We start from the raw sequence: 17981 nt of genomic DNA on the forward strand, positions 1-17981 counted from the left end.
TTAAGCAAACTCAAAATCTTGGTGTGAGTTTAATTTTTAGTCACAAAAGGTTGGGAGATAACCCGCAGAATACCCAGAGTACGCCTTATGTTTTCATGGTATTCATCGTATAATACGCTGGTTATTTTTTCGCAGTTTGCGATATTCTGATTTTCAATTGAGGAGTCCTGCGTGGCCCAATATATTTACACGATGAACCGTGTGTCGAAGATGGTTCCGCCTAAGCGTGAAATCCTGAAAGACATCTCTTTGTCATTTTTTCCGGGTGCAAAAATTGGTGTGCTCGGTCTTAACGGTGCAGGTAAATCAACTCTGCTCCGTATCATGGCGGGCGTAGATAAAGATTTCTCTGGGGAAGCACGTGCGCAACCAGGTATTAAAATCGGCTATCTGGAACAGGAACCACCCCTAGATCCGAACAAAGATGTACGTGGAAATGTTGAAGATGGTCTGCGTGAACCGTTAGATGCATTAGCCCGTCTGGATGAAGTGTTTGCAGAATATGCAGCAGAAGATGCTGACTTTGACGCACTTGCAAAAGAACAAGAGAAACTTGAAGCCATCATCCAGACTTGGGATGCACATAATCTGAATAACCAGATGGAACAGGCTGCTGCTGCATTAAACTTGCCGGCTTGGGATGCTGACGTGACTCTGCTTTCAGGGGGTGAACGCCGCCGTGTTGCACTTTGCCGTCTGCTTCTATCTAAACCGGACATGCTCCTTCTTGACGAACCGACTAACCACCTGGATGCAGAATCTGTGTCTTGGTTAGAACGTTTCCTAAAAGACTTTCCTGGTACCATTGTTGCTATTACGCACGACCGTTATTTCCTTGATAACGTTGCTGAGTGGATTCTGGAGCTTGACCGCGGACATGGTATTCCTTACCAGGGCAATTACACGTCTTGGCTGGAACAGAAAAATGCCCGTCTAGAACAGGAACAGAAACAGGAAGAGTCTTTTGCTAAAGCCTTGAAAAAAGAACTGGAATGGGTTCGTTCAAATGCCAAAGGCCAGCAGAAAAAGAACAAGGCTCGTATGGAGCGTTTTGAAGAGTTAAACTCTAAAGAATTCCAGCAGCGCAATGAAACTTCTGAAATTTATATTCCACCTGGTCCACGTTTAGGTAATAAGGTAGTAGAAGTTGAAGGCATCAGTAAATCCTTTGATGGACGTCTGCTTTATGAAAACCTGACCTTCTCTGTACCACCAACAGCAATTGTTGGTATTGTCGGTCCAAACGGTGCGGGTAAAACCACACTATTCCGTATGATGACTGGGGAACAGCAGCCAGATACCGGAACAGTTACTCTGGGTGATTCAGTTAAAGTGGCCTATGTTGGCCAGATTCGTGACACCTTGGATAACAACAAAACCGTATGGGAAGAGGTTTCTGGCGGTCTGGACATCTTGAAAGTAGGTGATTACGAAATTGCGTCTCGCGCTTATATTGGCCGTTTTAACTTTAAAGGCCAAGACCAGCAGAAACGTGTAGGTGAACTTTCTGGTGGTGAGCGAAACCGCTTGCAGCTGGCAAAAATCTTACAGCAGGGTGCTAATGTAATACTGCTTGATGAACCTTCAAACGATCTTGATATTGAAACTTTGCGTGCACTTGAAGATGCAATTTTGGTCTTTCCGGGTACAGTTATGGTGGTATCGCATGACCGCTGGTTCCTGGACCGTATTGCAACGCATATTTTGTCGTTTGAAAATGAGCAGCCTGAATTTTACACGGGTAACTATGCTGAATATGAAGCATATCGTCAGTCACGCCTAGGCGATGCAGCTGTAACCAAACGCGCCAAATATAAAAAAATCAGTGGATAATAGCCACAACTGAAAAACCAGCCTGAGGGCTGGTTTTTTTGTTTTTAGGATTTTGGCATCTCAGACCATACCAATAGAAAAATCCATAGTAACAATTGGTTAACTGAATTCTCAAATTGGTAAATTAAACATTGTTCTACTGTCAGAAGTGAACTGGATATCCCAGTAGCATACTGTTACCTTAGAGGATAAGAGCTGTAAAGTAATTCACTAAGAATCAAGGAGACTGTCAATGGGCGCGCATCATGGGCACGATCACAGTCATGCAGTCGTCACTGAAGGTAATGCCAAAAAGCTTGGTTTTGCTTTGGCACTAACCACGATCTTTTTAATTATTGAAATAGTTGCCGGCTTTATAACCCAAAGTTTGGCTCTGTTATCAGATGCTGCGCATATGTTTACCGATGCCGCAGCGTTAGCTATTGCATTGGTTGCCATTAAAATTGCTAAACGTCCCGCTGATGATAAGCGTACCTTTGGCTATCAACGCTTTGAAATTCTGGCAGCACTTTTCAACGCCTGTATGTTGTTTGTGGTGGCTATCTATATTTTATATGAAGCCTACCAGCGTCTTAGCCAGCCCCCCGAGATTCAGAGCCTTGGCATGCTCTCCGTGGCAATTATTGGTCTAGTGATCAATCTGATCTCCATGCGCATTCTGTTTTCGAGTTCGAAAGACAGCCTGAATGTGAAAGGGGCTTATCTTGAGGTTCTGAGTGATGCCTTGGGTTCAGTTGGTGTTATTGTTGGCGCCTTAATTATTTATTTTACTGGCTGGATGTGGGTAGATACCCTAATCGCAGTGCTAATTGGTTTCTGGGTATTACCACGGACTTGGATATTACTGAAACAGAGTATCAATATTCTACTTGAAGGTGTACCTGAAGAGATCGATATTGAAAAGCTGCGTAATGACCTCTTGGAACTCGATGGTGTCGAGAGCATTCATCAGCTTAAAGTCTGGGCTATTACTTCTAAAAATGTGCATCTAACTGTGCATTTGTATGCACCACATGCAAACCGGAACCAACTTTATCAAAATGCTCTCGAAATGTTGACCCATGAGCATGGTATTACCGAGGTGACGTTACAGATTGAGGAGGACCCATGTCAGACACTTGCTCATGACCATCAGAATGATCATGAACACAGTCACTAAGTTATTTTAGGGTTTAGATCTGCCACTCATGGCCACATTCACGACACTTCCATTGTTTCTGGGATTGCATAAATGCCTGCATGGACAGTTTAAAGTCTGGCAAATCGCGCCAGAACAGGAATCCGGCTATAAGGCAGATAATAAATACAGCTATAGTCGCCATTTGCAATGTACTGCCGGCACCATCACCAAAGATCCACATGCCGATACTGATTACCACCAGTAGTAATAGAATAAAAATAGCCGGAATCAGGAACACCAGACTTTTGGGAACCACAGGACGGGTGGTATTGGTTCCTTGACTGACTGGTATGATCTTGGGACTCTGGCATTGTGGGCAGCGATATTGCATGAAAAACTCCTAAACTCTTTTGCGGTCTATTTTACCGAATAGTGTAGGTAAGCCGAAAGTGTAAGCATAAAAAAAGCCACTGAATAGGTCAGTGGCTTTTAGAATTTGGCGTCCCTACGGGGATTCGAACCCCGGTTACCGCCGTGAAAGGGCGATGTCCTAGGCCTCTAGACGATAGGGACTTATGAGGCAGTTACACAAAGTAGAACAGCTTCTGGTGGAGTCAAGCGGGATCGAACCGCTGACCTCTACAATGCCATTGTAGCGCTCTACCAACTGAGCTATGACCCCAGCGTTTGTGTGAGCGCAATATTAGGGGCATTGCGCTCATACGTCAACACAAATATTTACTCGCCTTGATCATCTGCTTCATTTTTCGGCAATTTCAGACTTTCATTAAGTTTTTCCCAGGCTTTTAACTCTTTTTTGCTCGGACCACCTACAATTTCTAGTGCACGACGCAAACGGGCAAAGGTCAAGTCGGGACCTAAAGTCACCATAGATTGCATGACAGGCGTGGATGAGGTTGAACCGGCAATCGCAATAAAAAAAGCAGGCATGAAATCACGTAGCTTGATGCCCATTTGGTTAGACAGATCCATTAGAGTCTGGCTGACCGTATCATTATTCCAGGTAAATAGACTTTCCAGCCGCCAGATGGCAAATTGCAGGCTTTGACGAACCTGCTCCTCAGTCAGTTTTTTACTTTCAAACTGTTCTTTGGAAATATTCGGGAACTGATTGAAGTAAAAGCCCGCCCAGTTTACTGCCTCAGAAAGCAGGTTGATTCGCGGCTGGATGGCTGCAGCAATCTCTTCAAGTTTATTACGGTCTGCCTTCCAGTTGAGCAGGGTATTTAACAATTCTGCAGGAGACAATGCCTTAATCCACTGACCATTTAACCAGTTAAGCTTTTCAACATCAAAAATCGGGCCGCCTAGTGATACACGTTTAATGTCAAAGTGTTCGATCATTTCTGCCAGCGTAAACTTTTCACTTTCATCTGGCATAGACCAACCCATACGACCCAGATAGTTTAGTAGGGCCTCTGGCAATACACCAATATCACGGTAATAATTGATTGATGTTGGGTTCTTCCGTTTAGATAATTTGGACTTATCCGGATTACGTAGTAGTGGCATATGACAGATTGTCGGCATATCCCAGCCAAAGTAGGAGTACAGCAACTGGTGTTTTGGTGCTGATGGTATCCATTCTTCGCCACGGATGACATGCGTAATTTGCATAAGATGGTCATCAACCACGTTGGCCAGATGATAAGTAGGCAATCCGTCAGTTTTTAGCAGAATCTGCATGTCTACCTGAGCCCAGGGAATCTCAACTTCACCACGCAGCATGTCATTAAATTTACATACGCCTTCAGCAGGCACTTTCATACGAATAACATGAGGTTCACCAGCTGCCAGACGGCATTCAACTTCTTCATGAGAGAGCTGCAGACCCCGGCCGTCATAGCGTGGACTTTCACCACGGGCCTGCTGTTCGGCACGCATCTGGTCGAGTTCTTCTGGAGTTGCAAAGCAATAAAAAGCATGACCTTTTTCAACCAGTTCTAATGCATACTGTTTATAGATATGCATACGCTCGGACTGGCGATATGGTGCATGTGGGCCACCGATATCTGGTCCTTCTGACCAGTTCAGTCCCAACCATTTTAATGAGTCCAGAATCATTTTTTCTGATTCAGGGGTTGAACGCAGCTGATCGGTATCTTCAATACGCAATATAAATTCGCCTCCATGCTGCTTGGCAAAGCACATATTGAACAGGGCGATATAAGCAGTACCAACATGGGGAAAGCCAGTTGGAGAAGGAGCAATACGGGTGCGGACGTTCATAACTCTTAATTTTCAATAACAGATTAAGACTATTATAACGAAAAAGCCTGACAGCTTAAGGGTTAATTCACCGCAGGCAGGTCAGGCTAGAAAAGACTATGAAAATTATAAAATTAAGAGGTTTGCTGTGGAAAAATAATCTGTACCAGACGGCTGAAGCGCTGGTTCTGTGCCGCCAGAAAATTCTGGGTAGGAGCAGCACGCATAGAAGTCAACATTTTTAAATCCAGCTCGGATCTGTCAACTGAAGGCGTAGTTTTCTCAGATTGGCGCTGGTTTAAAGCTTTTTCAATAAGAGAGCCTGTTTTAGCAGGAGCATGGGTAGAACCAGGTATTTTAGATAAATCCTGATTTTTAAGACTGTTGCCTTGTACAATAACTGCGCTATGCCCCATCTGACTGAGTGTAAGCATACTCAAACTTAAGTAAAAAATCTTAAATAAATTCATGTTCATGTAAGAAGAGTTCCCCTATAAATCGGCTAATTTTTATAAAGTTTGCCGAAAATCGCATGAATTAAAACAGCTTTGTCTTAACAGTTATAGTATAGACTCACAATTCATTACAAAATTTTAAACTAACTCTAGTTAAAAAATTACAATAAACCCTAAGCTGTATTGGAAGTGTAGTTTTAACAGATAAATGTGTAGAGAAGGTGAAGAGAAAATAGGAAACTTAAGAGTGCTCAAGATACTTGGATTTTTTGACTGTACTAGAAGCTCAATAAAAGATGATAGTTTCAGTTAGAGAAAACCTGATAACTGTGCCTAAAACAACGTTATAGAAAAATCAAGGACTGTAGAACTTAATCAATTGAAGGGAATGCAATACTCAACTGTATAATGAGTTGTTGTTTTATAAAAATTTTCAGTATATTGCAAATTGTTTATCAAGTGACCTAGAGAAGTAAATGAGAAAGCATTTCCAATGGGGTTTAAAAGGTGGCATGTTAGCCACCTTAATACTATGTGGTTCAGTTACACAAGCTGCTGACCGTCAATTTTTGAATGTCTCATATGATGCGACACGTGAATTTTATGATGAGTTCAATAAGTCATATGGTGCTTACTGGAAAAGCCGTACTGGACAAACAGTTGAATTTAAACAGTCACATGGCGGTTCAGGTAAACAGGCACGCTCAGTAGTTGATGGTTTAAAAGGTGATGTAGTGACTTTAGCCTTGGCAAATGACATTAATGAGATCGTAAAATCTGGCCAGATTAAAGCAGGCTGGCAAAAAGAATTTCCTTATAATTCTGCACCCTATACTTCAACCATTGTTTTTATGGTACGTAAAGGTAATCCGAAAAAAATTCAGGACTGGAAAGATCTAACCAGACCGGGTGTGCAGATTATTACACCTAACCCTAAAACAGGCGGCTTGCCACGCTGGATCTATCTGTCAGCCTGGGGCTATGCGCTGAAACAGCCGGGCGGTAATGATGCTAAGGCACGAGAGTTTGTTAAAAGCATGTATAAGAATGTCAAGGTGATGGACTCTGCTGCACGTGCCTCTATGACGACATTTGCCGAACGTGGCATGGGTGATGTACTGCTAACCTGGGAAAATGAAGCTCTAGTCACGCTTAAAACTTTAGGCCGTGATAAATATGATATTGTTTATCCATCAATTTCAATTTTAACGGAACCATCGGTTGCAATTGTTGACAAGACAGTTGAAAAAAATGGTAATAAATGGCTGGCTACCGGCTATATTAATTATCTGTATTCTCCTTTGGGCCAGGAAATGGCAGCAAAATACTATTATCGGCCACGTAACCAGAAAGTTATGGCGAAATATGCTGCTCAATTTCCCAAGCTGAAAACTTTCACCATTGATGAAGTATTCGGGGGATGGAGCAAGGCACAGCAAACCCATTTTGTAAATGGGGCAACATTTGACCAGATTTATAATGATCGTCGCTAACCATTCGTCGTTCAAGTAATTCCTCTGGAAAAGCCCTGTAGCAGAATAATTCTGTCAGGGTCTTTTAATGATGCTTTAAAAAAGATCGGCAAAACGGTTTTCTCTATAGAAAATAATATTTCCCTACAAAAAGCCATTTGGAGCTTTATAAAAACAGGGTAATAATGTGCAGTTAAATTTTTAGCTGTCTGAACCGATCTTATGTCGCATATTTCTGTATTACTCCATGAAACTGTTGCTGCCGTACTGGCAGAGCGCAATACAGGAATTTATGTAGACGCAACCTTCGGCCGAGGTGGCCATAGCCGTGAATTACTGGCTCAGCTCAATACAGATGCTCAGGTTTATGCCTTCGATAAAGATCCTCAGGCTTTGGCTGTTGCTGCCGAGCTCGAGCAGCAGGACGCTCGCTTTAAAATTATTCATGCCAGTTTTGCTGATCTTAAACAGGAGCTTGAAAAAATTGGTATAACTGAAGTCGATGGGATCATGGCAGATTTAGGGGTTTCATCGCCACAACTTGACCAGGCTGAACGCGGTTTTAGCTTTATGCAAGACGGACCCTTAGATATGCGTATGGATAATTCCCAAGGCCAAACCGCAGCAGAGTGGCTGGTCAATATTGAAGAAGAGGCATTAGCCAATATTATTTATCAGTATGGGGAAGAGCGTTACAGTCGCCGCCTAGCCCGCGCAATTAAACAGGCAGGTTACATTGCAACCACTGGCCAGCTGGCTGAACTCGTGAAAGCTGCCCATCCAAAATGGGAAAAACACAAGCATCCTGCTACGCGTACCTTTCAGGCTATTCGTATTGCCATCAATAAAGAATTAGAGGATATTGAGCTGTTTCTACCACAGGCAGTCGATATTCTTAAACCACATGGACGCTTGGCGGTAATCAGTTTCCATTCACTGGAAGACCGTCTGATCAAACAGTTTATACAAAAAGAATCAAGTTTGGCCGAAGATTCAGGCTGGGGAATGCCGCAAATACAGCAGGACACTCGCCGTTTGAAGAAAATTTCACGTATTAAAGCCAGTGATGCCGAAGTTAAAGAAAACCCACGCTCACGTAGTGCTTGGTTAAGAGTAGCAGAACGCTTAGCATAGTAAGGCGCACAATGAAAAAAAAAGTTGTTGAAGAAAAAGCTGAACAACCTCTCTTGCAGAAACCGGCTCTCAAGAAAATTGTGGTTTACACAGTTCTGGTACTGCTGGTTTTTATGAGTGCGGTCATGGTGGTTTTTCAGGTTTTTCAATATCGTCATGATTACCGAGATCTGAGTTCCTATATGCGTGAAAGGGATGACCTGAACGCAGAATGGGGACGCCTGCTGATTGAACAACAGACTTTTGGTGCCACTGCCCAGATTGGAACCCGGGCAGTAACCCAGTTGCGTATGTATTCTCCGCCGGCTTCACAAACTGTGGTGATTTCCTTACCTATGACTTCTGAGCAAAAAAAATAAGGCATGCTGTATGGTAGACAAGCGAATTAAGCAAACACGAAGAAAACAGCAGTCGATTTCGGAAAAACCTACTCTTGCCTTTGATATGTGGCGCTTCTATTTAATGTGGGGCGTGGTGTTACTGTGTTTTGTCATATTGATTGCGCGTGCATTTTACGTACAAATTATTAATAAGGACTTTCTGCAAAACAAGGCCAATGCCAATATTTTAAGAACTGAGTCTTTAAAAGCCATGCGTGGAGTCATCAGCGATCGTCATGGTGTACCTCTGGCGATCAGCACGCCAATTATGAAAATTGTAATTGACCCGCGTGATTATTTTGATAATAAAAAGCTCTACGACGAGATTACAGCCGAGTTAAAAAAAGATCCGAATAACCGCAAACTCAAGCGTCAGTTACCTGATAAAAATCTTAATCTGGATGAGTTGGCCGATGCAGTCGGTATCGATCGGGCCGAATTAAAAAGAAAATTAAAGGAGCGGCCAAGATCACGTTATCTGGTTCTGAAAAAAGAAGTACCACCACAGCAGGCAGACCTGATCGTCAAGCGAGATTTTCAGGGGGTATATGCCGAGAAAAACTATAAACGCTATTATCCGCAGCCACAGCCAAATGCTCAGATTATTGGTTTGACCAATAGTGAAGGGACCGGTATTGAAGGCCTGGAAATGCAGCTTAACAAACGGCTGGCTGGTGTCGATGGTGAGCAGAAAGTTATCCGTGATAAACGCGGTAACCGGTTGAAGGTAACCGAGGTTATTAAAGAAGTTGAACCGGGTGAAAATATTACACTGAGTATTGACTCACGTTTGCAATATATTCTTTATCGTGAACTTACAGCTGCAGGCATCGCCAACAATGCCCGCTCGGCCAGCGCTATTGCAGTAGATGTTAAAACCGGTGAGATTCTGGCCATGACCAGTTGGCCCTCTTATAACCCGAATGATAAAAATGGACTGGCCAATAAAGATGCCATGCGAAACCGCGGTGCAATCGATATGTTTGAACCGGGTTCTACCATGAAGCCATTAAGTGTGGCTGCGGCGCTAGAAAGTGGTAAATATACACCAAATACCATTATTAATTTAGGCTCAGGCTCAATGCGGGTCGGTAACCATACTATTCGTGATACGCATAGTTATGGCCAGCTTAGTGTAACTGGTGTAATTATCAAGTCATCAAACGTTGGTGTGGCGAAGATGGCTTTATCTTTGCCCTATTCAACTCTTCCGACATTTTTTAAGCGAATTGGTTTCGGACAACGTTCAGCTGTGAAGTTCCCGGGTGAGAGTACAGGCCTGATTTTACCACCAAGTAAATGGAATGTTTCAGAAGTAGCCACTATGTCTTATGGTTACGGTATTAATGCCACTGTACTACAAATGGTACAGGCCTATGCCATGCTGGCAAATCATGGTGTAAAAATGCCTCTTAGCCTTTATAAGCTGGATGAACCGCCTAAAGGTGAGCAGCTTCTTGAACCTAAAATCGCTGATCAGGTACTCCTGATGATGGAACAGGTAACATTACCTGGAGGAACTGCACGTCAGGCTAATATTCCCGGTTACCGTGTTGCAGGTAAAACAGGTACGGCCCATAAACTGCGAGCTGACCGTAAGGGTTATTCGAGTAATGAGTACCGCGCTCTGTTTTCTGGTGTAGCACCAGTAAGTGATCCACGACTGGCTATTTTTGTGGTCGTAGAAAATCCGAAAGGAAAATATTATGGCGGTCTGGTGGCTGCGCCAGTATTTGCCAGGGTAATGCAGGAATCACTCCGTTTGATGAATGTGCCATTAGATAAGCCGCTCGATGTTCCACAGGAACCGTAAATCAGGTGATGCATGACAATTACATTTAATGAAATATATCCAGGTAACGCCAACGTAGAGTGGGCGAATCAGCCATTTAGCGGTTTTTGTCTGGATAGCCGTAAAGTACAGGCAGGACAGATCTTTATTGCTTTAGATAGCTTAAGTCATTCTAATAAAACTCGTATTTTTGCGGAAAATGCATTAAGCCAAGGTGCTCTTGGTATTATTTCCGAATCTGATCTCGGGGTGACCACAGCATGGGTTTGTCCCCAGGTCAGACAATGGATGGGTGGGTGGCAAAAACAGTATTTACAGGCTACCCAGCCGGTAAATTCTGCCCGAATTCTAGCTGTCACAGGGACTAATGGTAAAACCACTATTTCCCGGCTGATAGCAGAACTGATCAGCTTCCAGAAGCAGCCCTGTGCTGTAATGGGAACAACTGGTAATGGTATTTTACCGCATCTGGTCGCTTCAACACATACCACACTAGATGCGTTACAGCTACAAAATGCCCTGCATGATTTTTCCTCTCAGGGTGCGAATTTTGTTGCTCTCGAAGCCAGCTCACATGGCCTGGAGCAGGGCCGTCTGGATGGCTGCGAGATTGAAATTGCTATTTATAGTAACCTGAGTCGAGACCATCTGGATTATCATGGAACCTTGGCAGCTTATGCAGATGCCAAGGCTTTGCTGTTCAAATTTGCTACGCTGCGTAGTGCCGTAATCAATCTGGATGATGATTATGCACCAGTGATGCTGGAAACAGCACAAGCCAATCCGGCCCGACCAAAGATTTTGACCTACTCATTACAACATCCAGAAGCAGATTATCGCGTATCTGATATTCACTACAGTCTGGAAGGAGCGAAGTTTAAGCTGATCGCCCCAACAGGTGAATATGTGGTACAGAGCCCGCTTTTAGGTCAATTTAATATTGAAAACCTGGTGGCTAGTCTGATTGCAGTAGAGCAGGCCGGTTTTAAACTGAGTGATATTTTAGCAACTGTACCTCAGCTCAAGGGAGCTCCAGGCCGCATGCAGGTGATCCGTGATGTAGAGCGTTTATTTGTAGTGGATTATGCTCATACACCTGATGCTTTAACACAGGTTCTGGTTACCTTGAAACGCCATGTCCAGAATCAGCTTTGGGCCATATTCGGTTGTGGTGGTGATCGCGACCGTGGCAAACGTCCGTTGATGACTCAGGCAGCTCTTAATGATGCTGACCCGGTGATTCTCACCTCAGATAACCCGCGAACAGAAAGTCCTGAACAGATTTTTGCTGATATGAAGAATGGGGTTGATTTTGGTAACCATCATGTGCAGGAAATTCGCGACCGGCGTGAAGCAATCAAATATGCAGTGCAACAGGCACAAGCTGGCGATATTGTAGTCATTGCCGGAAAGGGTCATGAAAACTATCAGGAAATTGATGGCGTTCGTCACTGGTTTGATGACGTGGTCGAAGTGCAGTCCGCACTTGAAGTCCAACACTGCAATTTATCTCAAGCCTATTCTGCTGACTAGGAAAACTTATGCATACCTCTACAACAAGTACCGGGTCTTTGGAGCCTTGGACAGCCCAACAATTAATGGAAGCAACACAAGGCTACTGGTATCAGGAACGTTGCCCTGAGCAGCCAATCAAGCGGATTCTGACGGATTCACGGCAGGCAGAAGCTGGAGATGCTTTTCTTGCCTTAAAAGGTGAGCGTTTCGATGCACATAATTTTGTGGCTCAAGTTTTAAATAAGGGCTGCCAGGTTGCAATTGTTGAGCGTCCTCTTGACCTTGACATGATGCAGCTGGTTGTTACAGATACACGGCAGGCACTAGGAAGGCTTGGAGCCTATCGTCGTCAGCAGAATCCACAGCTTAAAGTAATTGCGCTGACGGGGAGTAGTGGTAAAACGACTACTAAAGAAATGCTGGGCAGTATTCTGTCCCGTCTTGCACCTACCTTGGTCACACGAGGCAATCTGAACAACGACTTGGGCGTGCCTATGATGTTGCTCGAGCTTACAGCTGAACATCAATATGCAGTAATGGAACTGGGCGCCAGTCATCAGGGTGAAATTGATTATACTTCACAGCTGGTCCAGCCACAGGTGGCAGGTATCATTAATGTTGGTACTGCACATTTAGGTGAATTTGGAGGCCGTGAAGGCATTTGTCGGGCTAAAACGGAAATCTATGCTCATATAGCAAAAGATGGAACCTCAGTTATTCCGGCGGCTGATGATTTTACTGACGCTATCCGTCATGCTGTTCAGACAACGCAAGTCCTGAGTTTTGGTGAAGGCGGCGATATATATGCAACAGAAATGACGCTGTTGGCTCAGTCTGCCCAATTCATGCTACATACACCACAGGGTGTGCGTGAAGTTAATTTACCTTTTGCGGGTTTACATAATGTACAGAATGCAACTGCAGCTACAGCTTTCGCGCTTGCGATTGGTATTTCTCTGGACGATATAGTTATCGGTCTCGAGCTGGCGCAAGGGGCGAAAGGGCGATTAAATTTTATTAGCCATAAACAGCATTTGTTTATTGATGATACTTATAATGCCAATCCTACATCGATGCGGGCGGCCGGAGAAGTTCTGGCACAGCAATCCGGTATCAAAGTAATGGTCACTGGCGATATTGGCGAGCTGGGTGACGCTGCAGCTGTTGAGCATTACCGTCTGGGGCGTGATCTGGTGAGCCAGGATATCAATTTTTTAATAGCAGTTGGCGAGTTTGCACCCGCTGCACTTGAAGGTGCCCGTAGCACCCAGTACGGGAAAAAAATGCAGGCCTTTCTGACTCAGGCCCAAGCACTTCCTTTTCTAATGAGTCTGGTCGAAACACATCAACCACAGTCTATGAGTTTCCTGTTTAAAGGTTCTCGTTATACCCATATGGAGACGTTGATGGCTGATTTGATGGAGAAAATTTAATGCTGTTATGGTTGTTTGAACAGCTTGCGGGCTATCATAGTTCGTTTCAGGTGGTTCGTTATTTAACATTTCGCTCTCTATTGAGTGTCCTGACGGCCCTCAGTATTGGTCTCATTCTGGGACCAGTCATGATTCGCAAGTTACAGGCACTTAAATATGGTCAAGCAGTCAGCTCTTTTGCTCCTGAAAATCATGCGAAAAAAATGGGTACACCTACTATGGGTGGGGTGTTGATTCTATTATCGATTGGTATTTCAACACTACTCTGGGCAGATTTATCTAATCCTTATGTCTGGATTGTACTGGGCGTGATGGTAATTTTTGGTGCAGTAGGCTGGGCAGATGACTGGATCAAAATCCGTTATAAAGATAATGCCGGACTACCTGCGCGCAAGAAATTCTTCTGGACATCTATTGCCTCTTTAGGTGCCGGTATTGCACTGTATTATATTGCAACCCAGCAACCTAGTGCCGTACAGACAGCTAACATGCTGGATCTGCTTATTCCATTTTTTAAAAATCTGACGATTCCATTATCCGTTATCCCATTCGGTATCGCCTTTATTGTCTTTACCTATCTGGTTATTAATGGTGCTTCAAATGCGGTTAATCTGACTGATGGTCTGGATGGTTTGGCAATTATGCCTATTGTACTGGTTGCTGCAGGACTAGGTGTATTTGCCTATCTGGCAGGTGATGTACGCTTTGCTGATTATCTGCATATTCCTTATGTAAAATATTCTTCTGAACTGGTAGTTATCTGTTCGGCCATGATTGGTGCCGGTCTGGCTTTCCTCTGGTACAACGCTCATCCTGCTCAGGTGTTTATGGGAGATGTGGGTGCTCTGGCACTGGGAGCAATGCTCGGTACAATTGCGGTCATGGTTCGTCAGGAGATTGTTTTTGCAATTATGGGCGGTGTATTTGTCATGGAAGCAATTTCCGTCTTCCTGCAAATTGGCTCGCTACGTATGCGTAACAAACGAGTTTTTCTGATGGCACCATTGCATCATCATTATGAAAAGCAGGGCTGGAAAGAAACCCAAGTAGTAATCCGCTTCTGGATTATTACAATTATGCTAGTGGTTTTGGGACTAATGACCTTAAAATTACGTTAAGCAAATCTTTTTATAAAAGTCGGCATTTGCTAATAACTGCCGGCTTTTTTTATTCTGGAGAAAATAATGAACCTGCTCATGTGTCCTGTATGTCGGGAACAACTCAAATTGATAGACAGGACATGGCGCTGCGTAAATCACCACAGTTATGATGTAGCCAAACACGGGTATGTCAATCTGCATGTGGTACAACATAAACACAGTAAAAATCCGGGTGATACGCCTGAGTCGGTTCAGGCAAGACGAGCATTCTTGGCTGATGGTTTTTATGCACCGTTACAGCAGGCAGTGGTCAAGATAATTTCCAGTCTTCGTATTGAAAACCTGCTGGACATTGGTTGTGGTGAAGGATACTACACACAGGCCATGCAGTCTGAAGTCTTGCAATGTGTAGGAGTTGATATCGCTAAAAATGCGGTACAGGTTGCTGCAAAGACCAATCGGCAGGTAACTTGGGTGGTTGGTACAGGTGCAGTTTTACCTGTAATTGACCATTCAATAGATTTATGTACCAGTTTATTTAGTCCCATTCCCCAGCAGGAGATCTTGAGGGTCTTAAAGCCAGGGGCTTATCTTATGGTAGTTACGCCAGGGCCTGAGCATCTCTACAGTATGCGTGAAGTATTATTTGAAGAAGTAAATGCTCATGAACCGGCCAAGTTTGTTGAGCAGCTGGCAGAACATTTTGAGCTGGTTGAACAGCCACTGATTGAAACCCGGCTACTGCTCAACCAAGCGCAACTCAAAAATCTGGTTGCCATGACCCCTTATGCTTATAAGGCAAAACCAGAGCGCCGCCAAAGATTAGAAGCACTGGAAAATTTTGAGACTCAAGGCAGTTTTCAGGTTTATCTGTTCAAGAAAAAAGACTGACTTTAAGAATAAAGAAGCCACCTTTATGGTGGCTTCTTTATTTAAATCATTGAACCTCTTGAATCAGATTCTCCAGTGCATCACGTTGCTGAGGTTCAGTACGTGGTTGCTGTGTTCGGGCAGGTTGATCCGGTGTATTAACTTGAGGTGGAGCTGAGCGTGAAGGAATCAGGATTTCTTCACCGGGCAAATCGGCAAAGTCATTAGTGACAGCAGCCGGAGGAGGGGCCGGACGATATAAAGGACGTGCCAGAGGAGGGGAAGCACGATCAACCTTAGGTTCTACTTGGCCGGCTGTTTCTTGTAGTCGGGGAGCTTTGGCATTTTTGTCTAGCTGTACCCAGGATGCTGGAGTACCCTTGAGCGCATTACCCATGAAGTTAATCCAAATCGGTAAAGCTGCTACCCCGCCATATTCACGACGGCCCAAAGTTGTTGGCTGGTCAAAGCCAACCCAGGCCACAGTCACTAGTTTGCCGTTAAAACCCGCAAACCACGCATCTTTAGCATCATTTGTAGTACCGGTTTTGCCTCCAATATCACCACGGCCAATTTTTAAAGCAGCGCGTCCTGTACCATGCTGGATCACATCCCGAAGAATATTGGCCATATCATAAGCTGAGCTCGATTTTAAAATGCGCTGCGCCTGACGATAATCTGATTCCGGTTCTTTCTGCTCGCTAATATTATTCTTTGATTGCTCTAAAGACTGATTAGTCACTTCAATGACTTCATCATCAGGCGTCTGTGGAGTGTCTTCTTCAGTATCATCTTTGGCATTAATGCAAGGAATACAAGCATATTCCGGGTCAGCCTCAAAAATCACTTTGCCATAGGCATCTTCAATTCGACTAATAAAATGAGGCTGGATTCGGTAGCCCCCATTAGCAAAGGTGGCATAACCGGTTGCCATCTGTACAGGTAGAACCTGTGGTGTTCCTAAAGCAATCGTATAGTTACGTGGAATCTGGTCATCACGTAAACCAAAGTCCATAAGTAACTGTCGCGCACGCTCAATTCCTACATTTTGTAGTAAACGTACAGAGACCGTATTACGTGATAAATAGAGTGCACGGCGTAAAGGAATCATTCCCAGATATCGACCATCCGAGTTTCTGGGTGTCCATTTGCCGATCGTAATCGGACTGTCATTTACCATCGTATAGGGGGTCATTCCACGCTCTAAAGCCAGAGCATAAATAAAAGGTTTAATTGTGGAGCCAGGTTGACGCCAGCCTTGTAAGGCCCGGTTAAACTTGGACTGATAAAAACTGTAGCCCCCTACAACTGCTTCAATCGCTCCATTATTTGGATTAATTGCGATCAGCTGGCCCTGTACTTTTGGTAACTGGACCAGTGCCCATGAAGTTTTACTTTCATTCGGGCGCAACCGGATAATATCTTTAACTTTCACAATCTGAGAGGCACGACTTGGCGCTCCCCCTACACTGTTAGCATTGCGGTAAGGCCTTGCCCAAGACATGCCAGACCATGGTACTGTCACTGTAGAACCATCCTGCATCAGTGCTTCAAATGAGTTGGAATTGACCTTGACTACCTGTGCAGGGTAAGTATTTGCAAATGCCCGAAATTTGTTTAAAGGCTCATCATGTGCCTCGGCCCCGCGCCAGCCATGGCGACGGTCATAATCTTCCAGACCATTCTGGACTGCCTGTTCAGCATAGGCCTGACGTTTACTGTCAATGGTGGTGTACACTTTATAGCCTGAATCAATGGCCAGATCACCAAAGCGTTCTACCAGTTCAGAGCGAACCATCTCACCTACATAGGGAAAGCGGTTACTGATTCCACGATCAGGCATGTCCAAGTTGATCGGCTCAGCCACGGCAGCCTGATATTGTGACTGGCTGATATATCCAAGCTGAAACATACGGCCCAGAATCCAGTTGCGACGTTCCAATGCCCGTTCAGGGTTAGCAACCGGATTATATTTTGATGGAGCTTTAGGCAGGCCGGCCAGCATTGCCATTTGTGCTAGACTTAGCTCATCCAGACTTTTATTATAATAAATTTTGGCAGCTGCGGCGATACCATAGGCATTTTTACCCAAGAAAATCTTATTGACATATAAGGTCAGAATTTCTTCTTTACTCAGGTTTTGCTCGATTTTTCGTGCCAGAAAAATCTCTGTCAATTTACGTTTTAAGGTGCGCTCTGGGCTTAAATAATAGTTCTTGGCCACCTGCATAGTAATAGTTGAACCGCCAGTCTGCACGTCAGATCCGGTAACACTCTCTGTAACAGCACGCCCCAAGCCTTTAAAGCTGATGCCACTATGCTCAAAAAATGAGGAGTCTTCTGCGGCAAGAAAAGCATGAATAAAGGCTGGCGGAATCTGTTTATATTCAACCGGTACAGACAATTTTCCACCGTACTCAGCCACCAGCTCGTTATCGGCAGTATAGACCTGTAACGGCTTAAGTAAAGGTGCTTTTTTGAGCGAACTCATCTCAGGCAGTGAAGGGGCAATATAAAGATAAATACCATAAAACCCCATTGGTATTGAGACTAGAATGATAATTAAAATAGAAAAAAAGGGGTGAACACGGCCTGAACTGGATAGCTTTTTCATAACAAGTAAGTTTTAATAAGAGCTAATGGCAAAC

14 protein-coding genes and 2 tRNA genes are annotated in these 17981 nt (G+C 44.2%); 10 read left to right on the plus strand and 6 right to left on the minus strand.

The features are described from left to right. The first annotated feature begins 171 nt into the window (after positions 1–171). Complete coding sequence (gene ettA, locus B3X18_RS06790) at positions 172–1833, plus strand: energy-dependent translational throttle protein EttA (RefSeq protein WP_005018007.1); 1662 nt, start codon at positions 172–174, stop codon at positions 1831–1833. 232 nt (positions 1834–2065) lie between these two features. Further along, complete coding sequence (locus tag B3X18_RS06795; RefSeq protein WP_005018011.1) at positions 2066–2992, plus strand: cation diffusion facilitator family transporter; 927 nt, start codon at positions 2066–2068, stop codon at positions 2990–2992. Positions 2993–3005: 13 nt separating this feature from the next. Here the strand turns inward: B3X18_RS06795 and B3X18_RS06800 are convergent, their stop codons facing one another. The 5 genes from B3X18_RS06800 to B3X18_RS06820 form a co-directional block, all read right to left on the minus strand. Then, positions 3006–3344: a hypothetical protein gene (locus B3X18_RS06800; protein ID WP_005018014.1), complete on the minus strand. Its 339-nt coding sequence runs from the start codon at positions 3342–3344 to the stop codon at positions 3006–3008. A 106-nt stretch (positions 3345–3450) separates the two neighbouring features. Further along, positions 3451–3526, minus strand: a tRNA-Glu gene (locus B3X18_RS06805). A gap of 33 nt (positions 3527–3559) precedes the next feature. Further along, positions 3560–3635, minus strand: a tRNA-Ala gene (locus B3X18_RS06810). Between the two features lie 56 nt (positions 3636–3691). Further along, a complete protein-coding gene (gltX, locus tag B3X18_RS06815; protein ID WP_005018016.1) occupies positions 3692–5203 on the minus strand; it encodes a glutamate--tRNA ligase in 1512 nt (503 codons plus the stop codon). Between the two features lie 113 nt (positions 5204–5316). Further along, entirely contained in the window at positions 5317–5616 is a 300-nt protein-coding gene (locus B3X18_RS06820) for a hypothetical protein (RefSeq protein WP_373865823.1), read from the minus strand. Positions 5617–6113: 497 nt separating this feature from the next. Here B3X18_RS06820 and B3X18_RS06825 point away from each other — a divergent pair, with 497 nt between their 5' ends. The 8 genes from B3X18_RS06825 (at position 6114) to B3X18_RS06860 (ending at position 15354) form a co-directional block, all read left to right on the plus strand. Beyond that, positions 6114–7130 (plus strand): sulfate ABC transporter substrate-binding protein, encoded by a 1017-nt coding sequence (locus tag B3X18_RS06825; protein WP_005018022.1) that lies wholly within the window; start codon positions 6114–6116, stop codon positions 7128–7130. Positions 7131–7331: 201 nt separating this feature from the next. Further along, positions 7332–8243 carry a 16S rRNA (cytosine(1402)-N(4))-methyltransferase RsmH gene (rsmH, locus tag B3X18_RS06830; RefSeq protein WP_005018024.1) on the plus strand — a complete coding sequence of 304 codons (912 nt, stop codon included), beginning with the start codon at positions 7332–7334 and terminating at the stop codon, positions 8241–8243. Between the two features lie 11 nt (positions 8244–8254). Further along, positions 8255–8602 (plus strand): cell division protein FtsL, encoded by a 348-nt coding sequence (gene ftsL / locus B3X18_RS06835; protein ID WP_005018026.1) that lies wholly within the window; start codon positions 8255–8257, stop codon positions 8600–8602. Between the two features lie 10 nt (positions 8603–8612). After that, complete coding sequence (gene ftsI / locus B3X18_RS06840) at positions 8613–10436, plus strand: penicillin-binding protein PBP3 (protein WP_005018029.1); 1824 nt, start codon at positions 8613–8615, stop codon at positions 10434–10436. A 12-nt stretch (positions 10437–10448) separates the two neighbouring features. Then, positions 10449–11948, plus strand: coding sequence for a UDP-N-acetylmuramoyl-L-alanyl-D-glutamate--2,6-diaminopimelate ligase (locus tag B3X18_RS06845; RefSeq protein ID WP_005018031.1), 1500 nt, complete (start codon positions 10449–10451; stop codon positions 11946–11948). An 8-nt stretch (positions 11949–11956) separates the two neighbouring features. Further along, on the plus strand, positions 11957–13363 hold the full coding sequence (locus B3X18_RS06850; RefSeq protein WP_034688129.1) for a UDP-N-acetylmuramoyl-tripeptide--D-alanyl-D-alanine ligase: 1407 nt from the start codon (positions 11957–11959) through the stop codon (positions 13361–13363). Further along, positions 13363–14481 (plus strand): phospho-N-acetylmuramoyl-pentapeptide-transferase, encoded by a 1119-nt coding sequence (mraY, locus tag B3X18_RS06855; protein WP_005018035.1) that lies wholly within the window; start codon positions 13363–13365, stop codon positions 14479–14481. Before B3X18_RS06850 ends, mraY begins: the two co-directional genes overlap by 1 nt. 66 nt (positions 14482–14547) lie before the next feature. Continuing rightward, on the plus strand, positions 14548–15354 hold the full coding sequence (locus tag B3X18_RS06860; RefSeq protein WP_034688127.1) for a putative RNA methyltransferase: 807 nt from the start codon (positions 14548–14550) through the stop codon (positions 15352–15354). 46 nt (positions 15355–15400) lie between these two features. On the opposite strand, the gene ponA is transcribed toward B3X18_RS06860, so the two are convergent. Next, positions 15401–17947 carry a penicillin-binding protein PBP1a gene (gene ponA / locus B3X18_RS06865; RefSeq protein WP_286935208.1) on the minus strand — a complete coding sequence of 849 codons (2547 nt, stop codon included), beginning with the start codon at positions 17945–17947 and terminating at the stop codon, positions 15401–15403. Positions 17948–17981 lie beyond the last annotated feature (34 nt).

Source organism: Acinetobacter sp. UBA6571, from assembly GCF_002434085.1.
In the GTDB taxonomy this organism is placed as follows: domain Bacteria; phylum Pseudomonadota; class Gammaproteobacteria; order Pseudomonadales; family Moraxellaceae; genus Acinetobacter; species Acinetobacter radioresistens.

Bases quoted from the DNA above. Each gene is read 5' to 3' on its own strand.
- B3X18_RS06825 (WP_005018022.1), top strand. From the start codon at position 6,114: ATGAGAAAGCATTTCCAATGGGGTTTAAAAGGTGGCATGTTAGCCACC.
- ftsI (WP_005018029.1), top strand. From the start codon at position 8,613: ATGGTAGACAAGCGAATTAAGCAAACACGAAGAAAACAGCAGTCGATT.
- B3X18_RS06820 (WP_373865823.1), bottom strand. From the start codon at position 5,616: ATGCTTACACTCAGTCAGATGGGGCATAGCGCAGTTATTGTACAAGGC.
- gltX (WP_005018016.1), bottom strand. From the start codon at position 5,203: ATGAACGTCCGCACCCGTATTGCTCCTTCTCCAACTGGCTTTCCCCAT.
- B3X18_RS06860 (WP_034688127.1), top strand. From the start codon at position 14,548: ATGAACCTGCTCATGTGTCCTGTATGTCGGGAACAACTCAAATTGATA.
- ponA (WP_286935208.1), bottom strand. From the start codon at position 17,947: ATGAAAAAGCTATCCAGTTCAGGCCGTGTTCACCCCTTTTTTTCTATT.
- B3X18_RS06845 (WP_005018031.1), top strand. From the start codon at position 10,449: ATGACAATTACATTTAATGAAATATATCCAGGTAACGCCAACGTAGAG.
- B3X18_RS06800 (WP_005018014.1), bottom strand. From the start codon at position 3,344: ATGCAATATCGCTGCCCACAATGCCAGAGTCCCAAGATCATACCAGTC.
- ftsL (WP_005018026.1), top strand. From the start codon at position 8,255: ATGAAAAAAAAAGTTGTTGAAGAAAAAGCTGAACAACCTCTCTTGCAG.
- rsmH (WP_005018024.1), top strand. From the start codon at position 7,332: ATGTCGCATATTTCTGTATTACTCCATGAAACTGTTGCTGCCGTACTG.
- mraY (WP_005018035.1), top strand. From the start codon at position 13,363: ATGCTGTTATGGTTGTTTGAACAGCTTGCGGGCTATCATAGTTCGTTT.
- B3X18_RS06850 (WP_034688129.1), top strand. From the start codon at position 11,957: ATGCATACCTCTACAACAAGTACCGGGTCTTTGGAGCCTTGGACAGCC.
- B3X18_RS06795 (WP_005018011.1), top strand. From the start codon at position 2,066: ATGGGCGCGCATCATGGGCACGATCACAGTCATGCAGTCGTCACTGAA.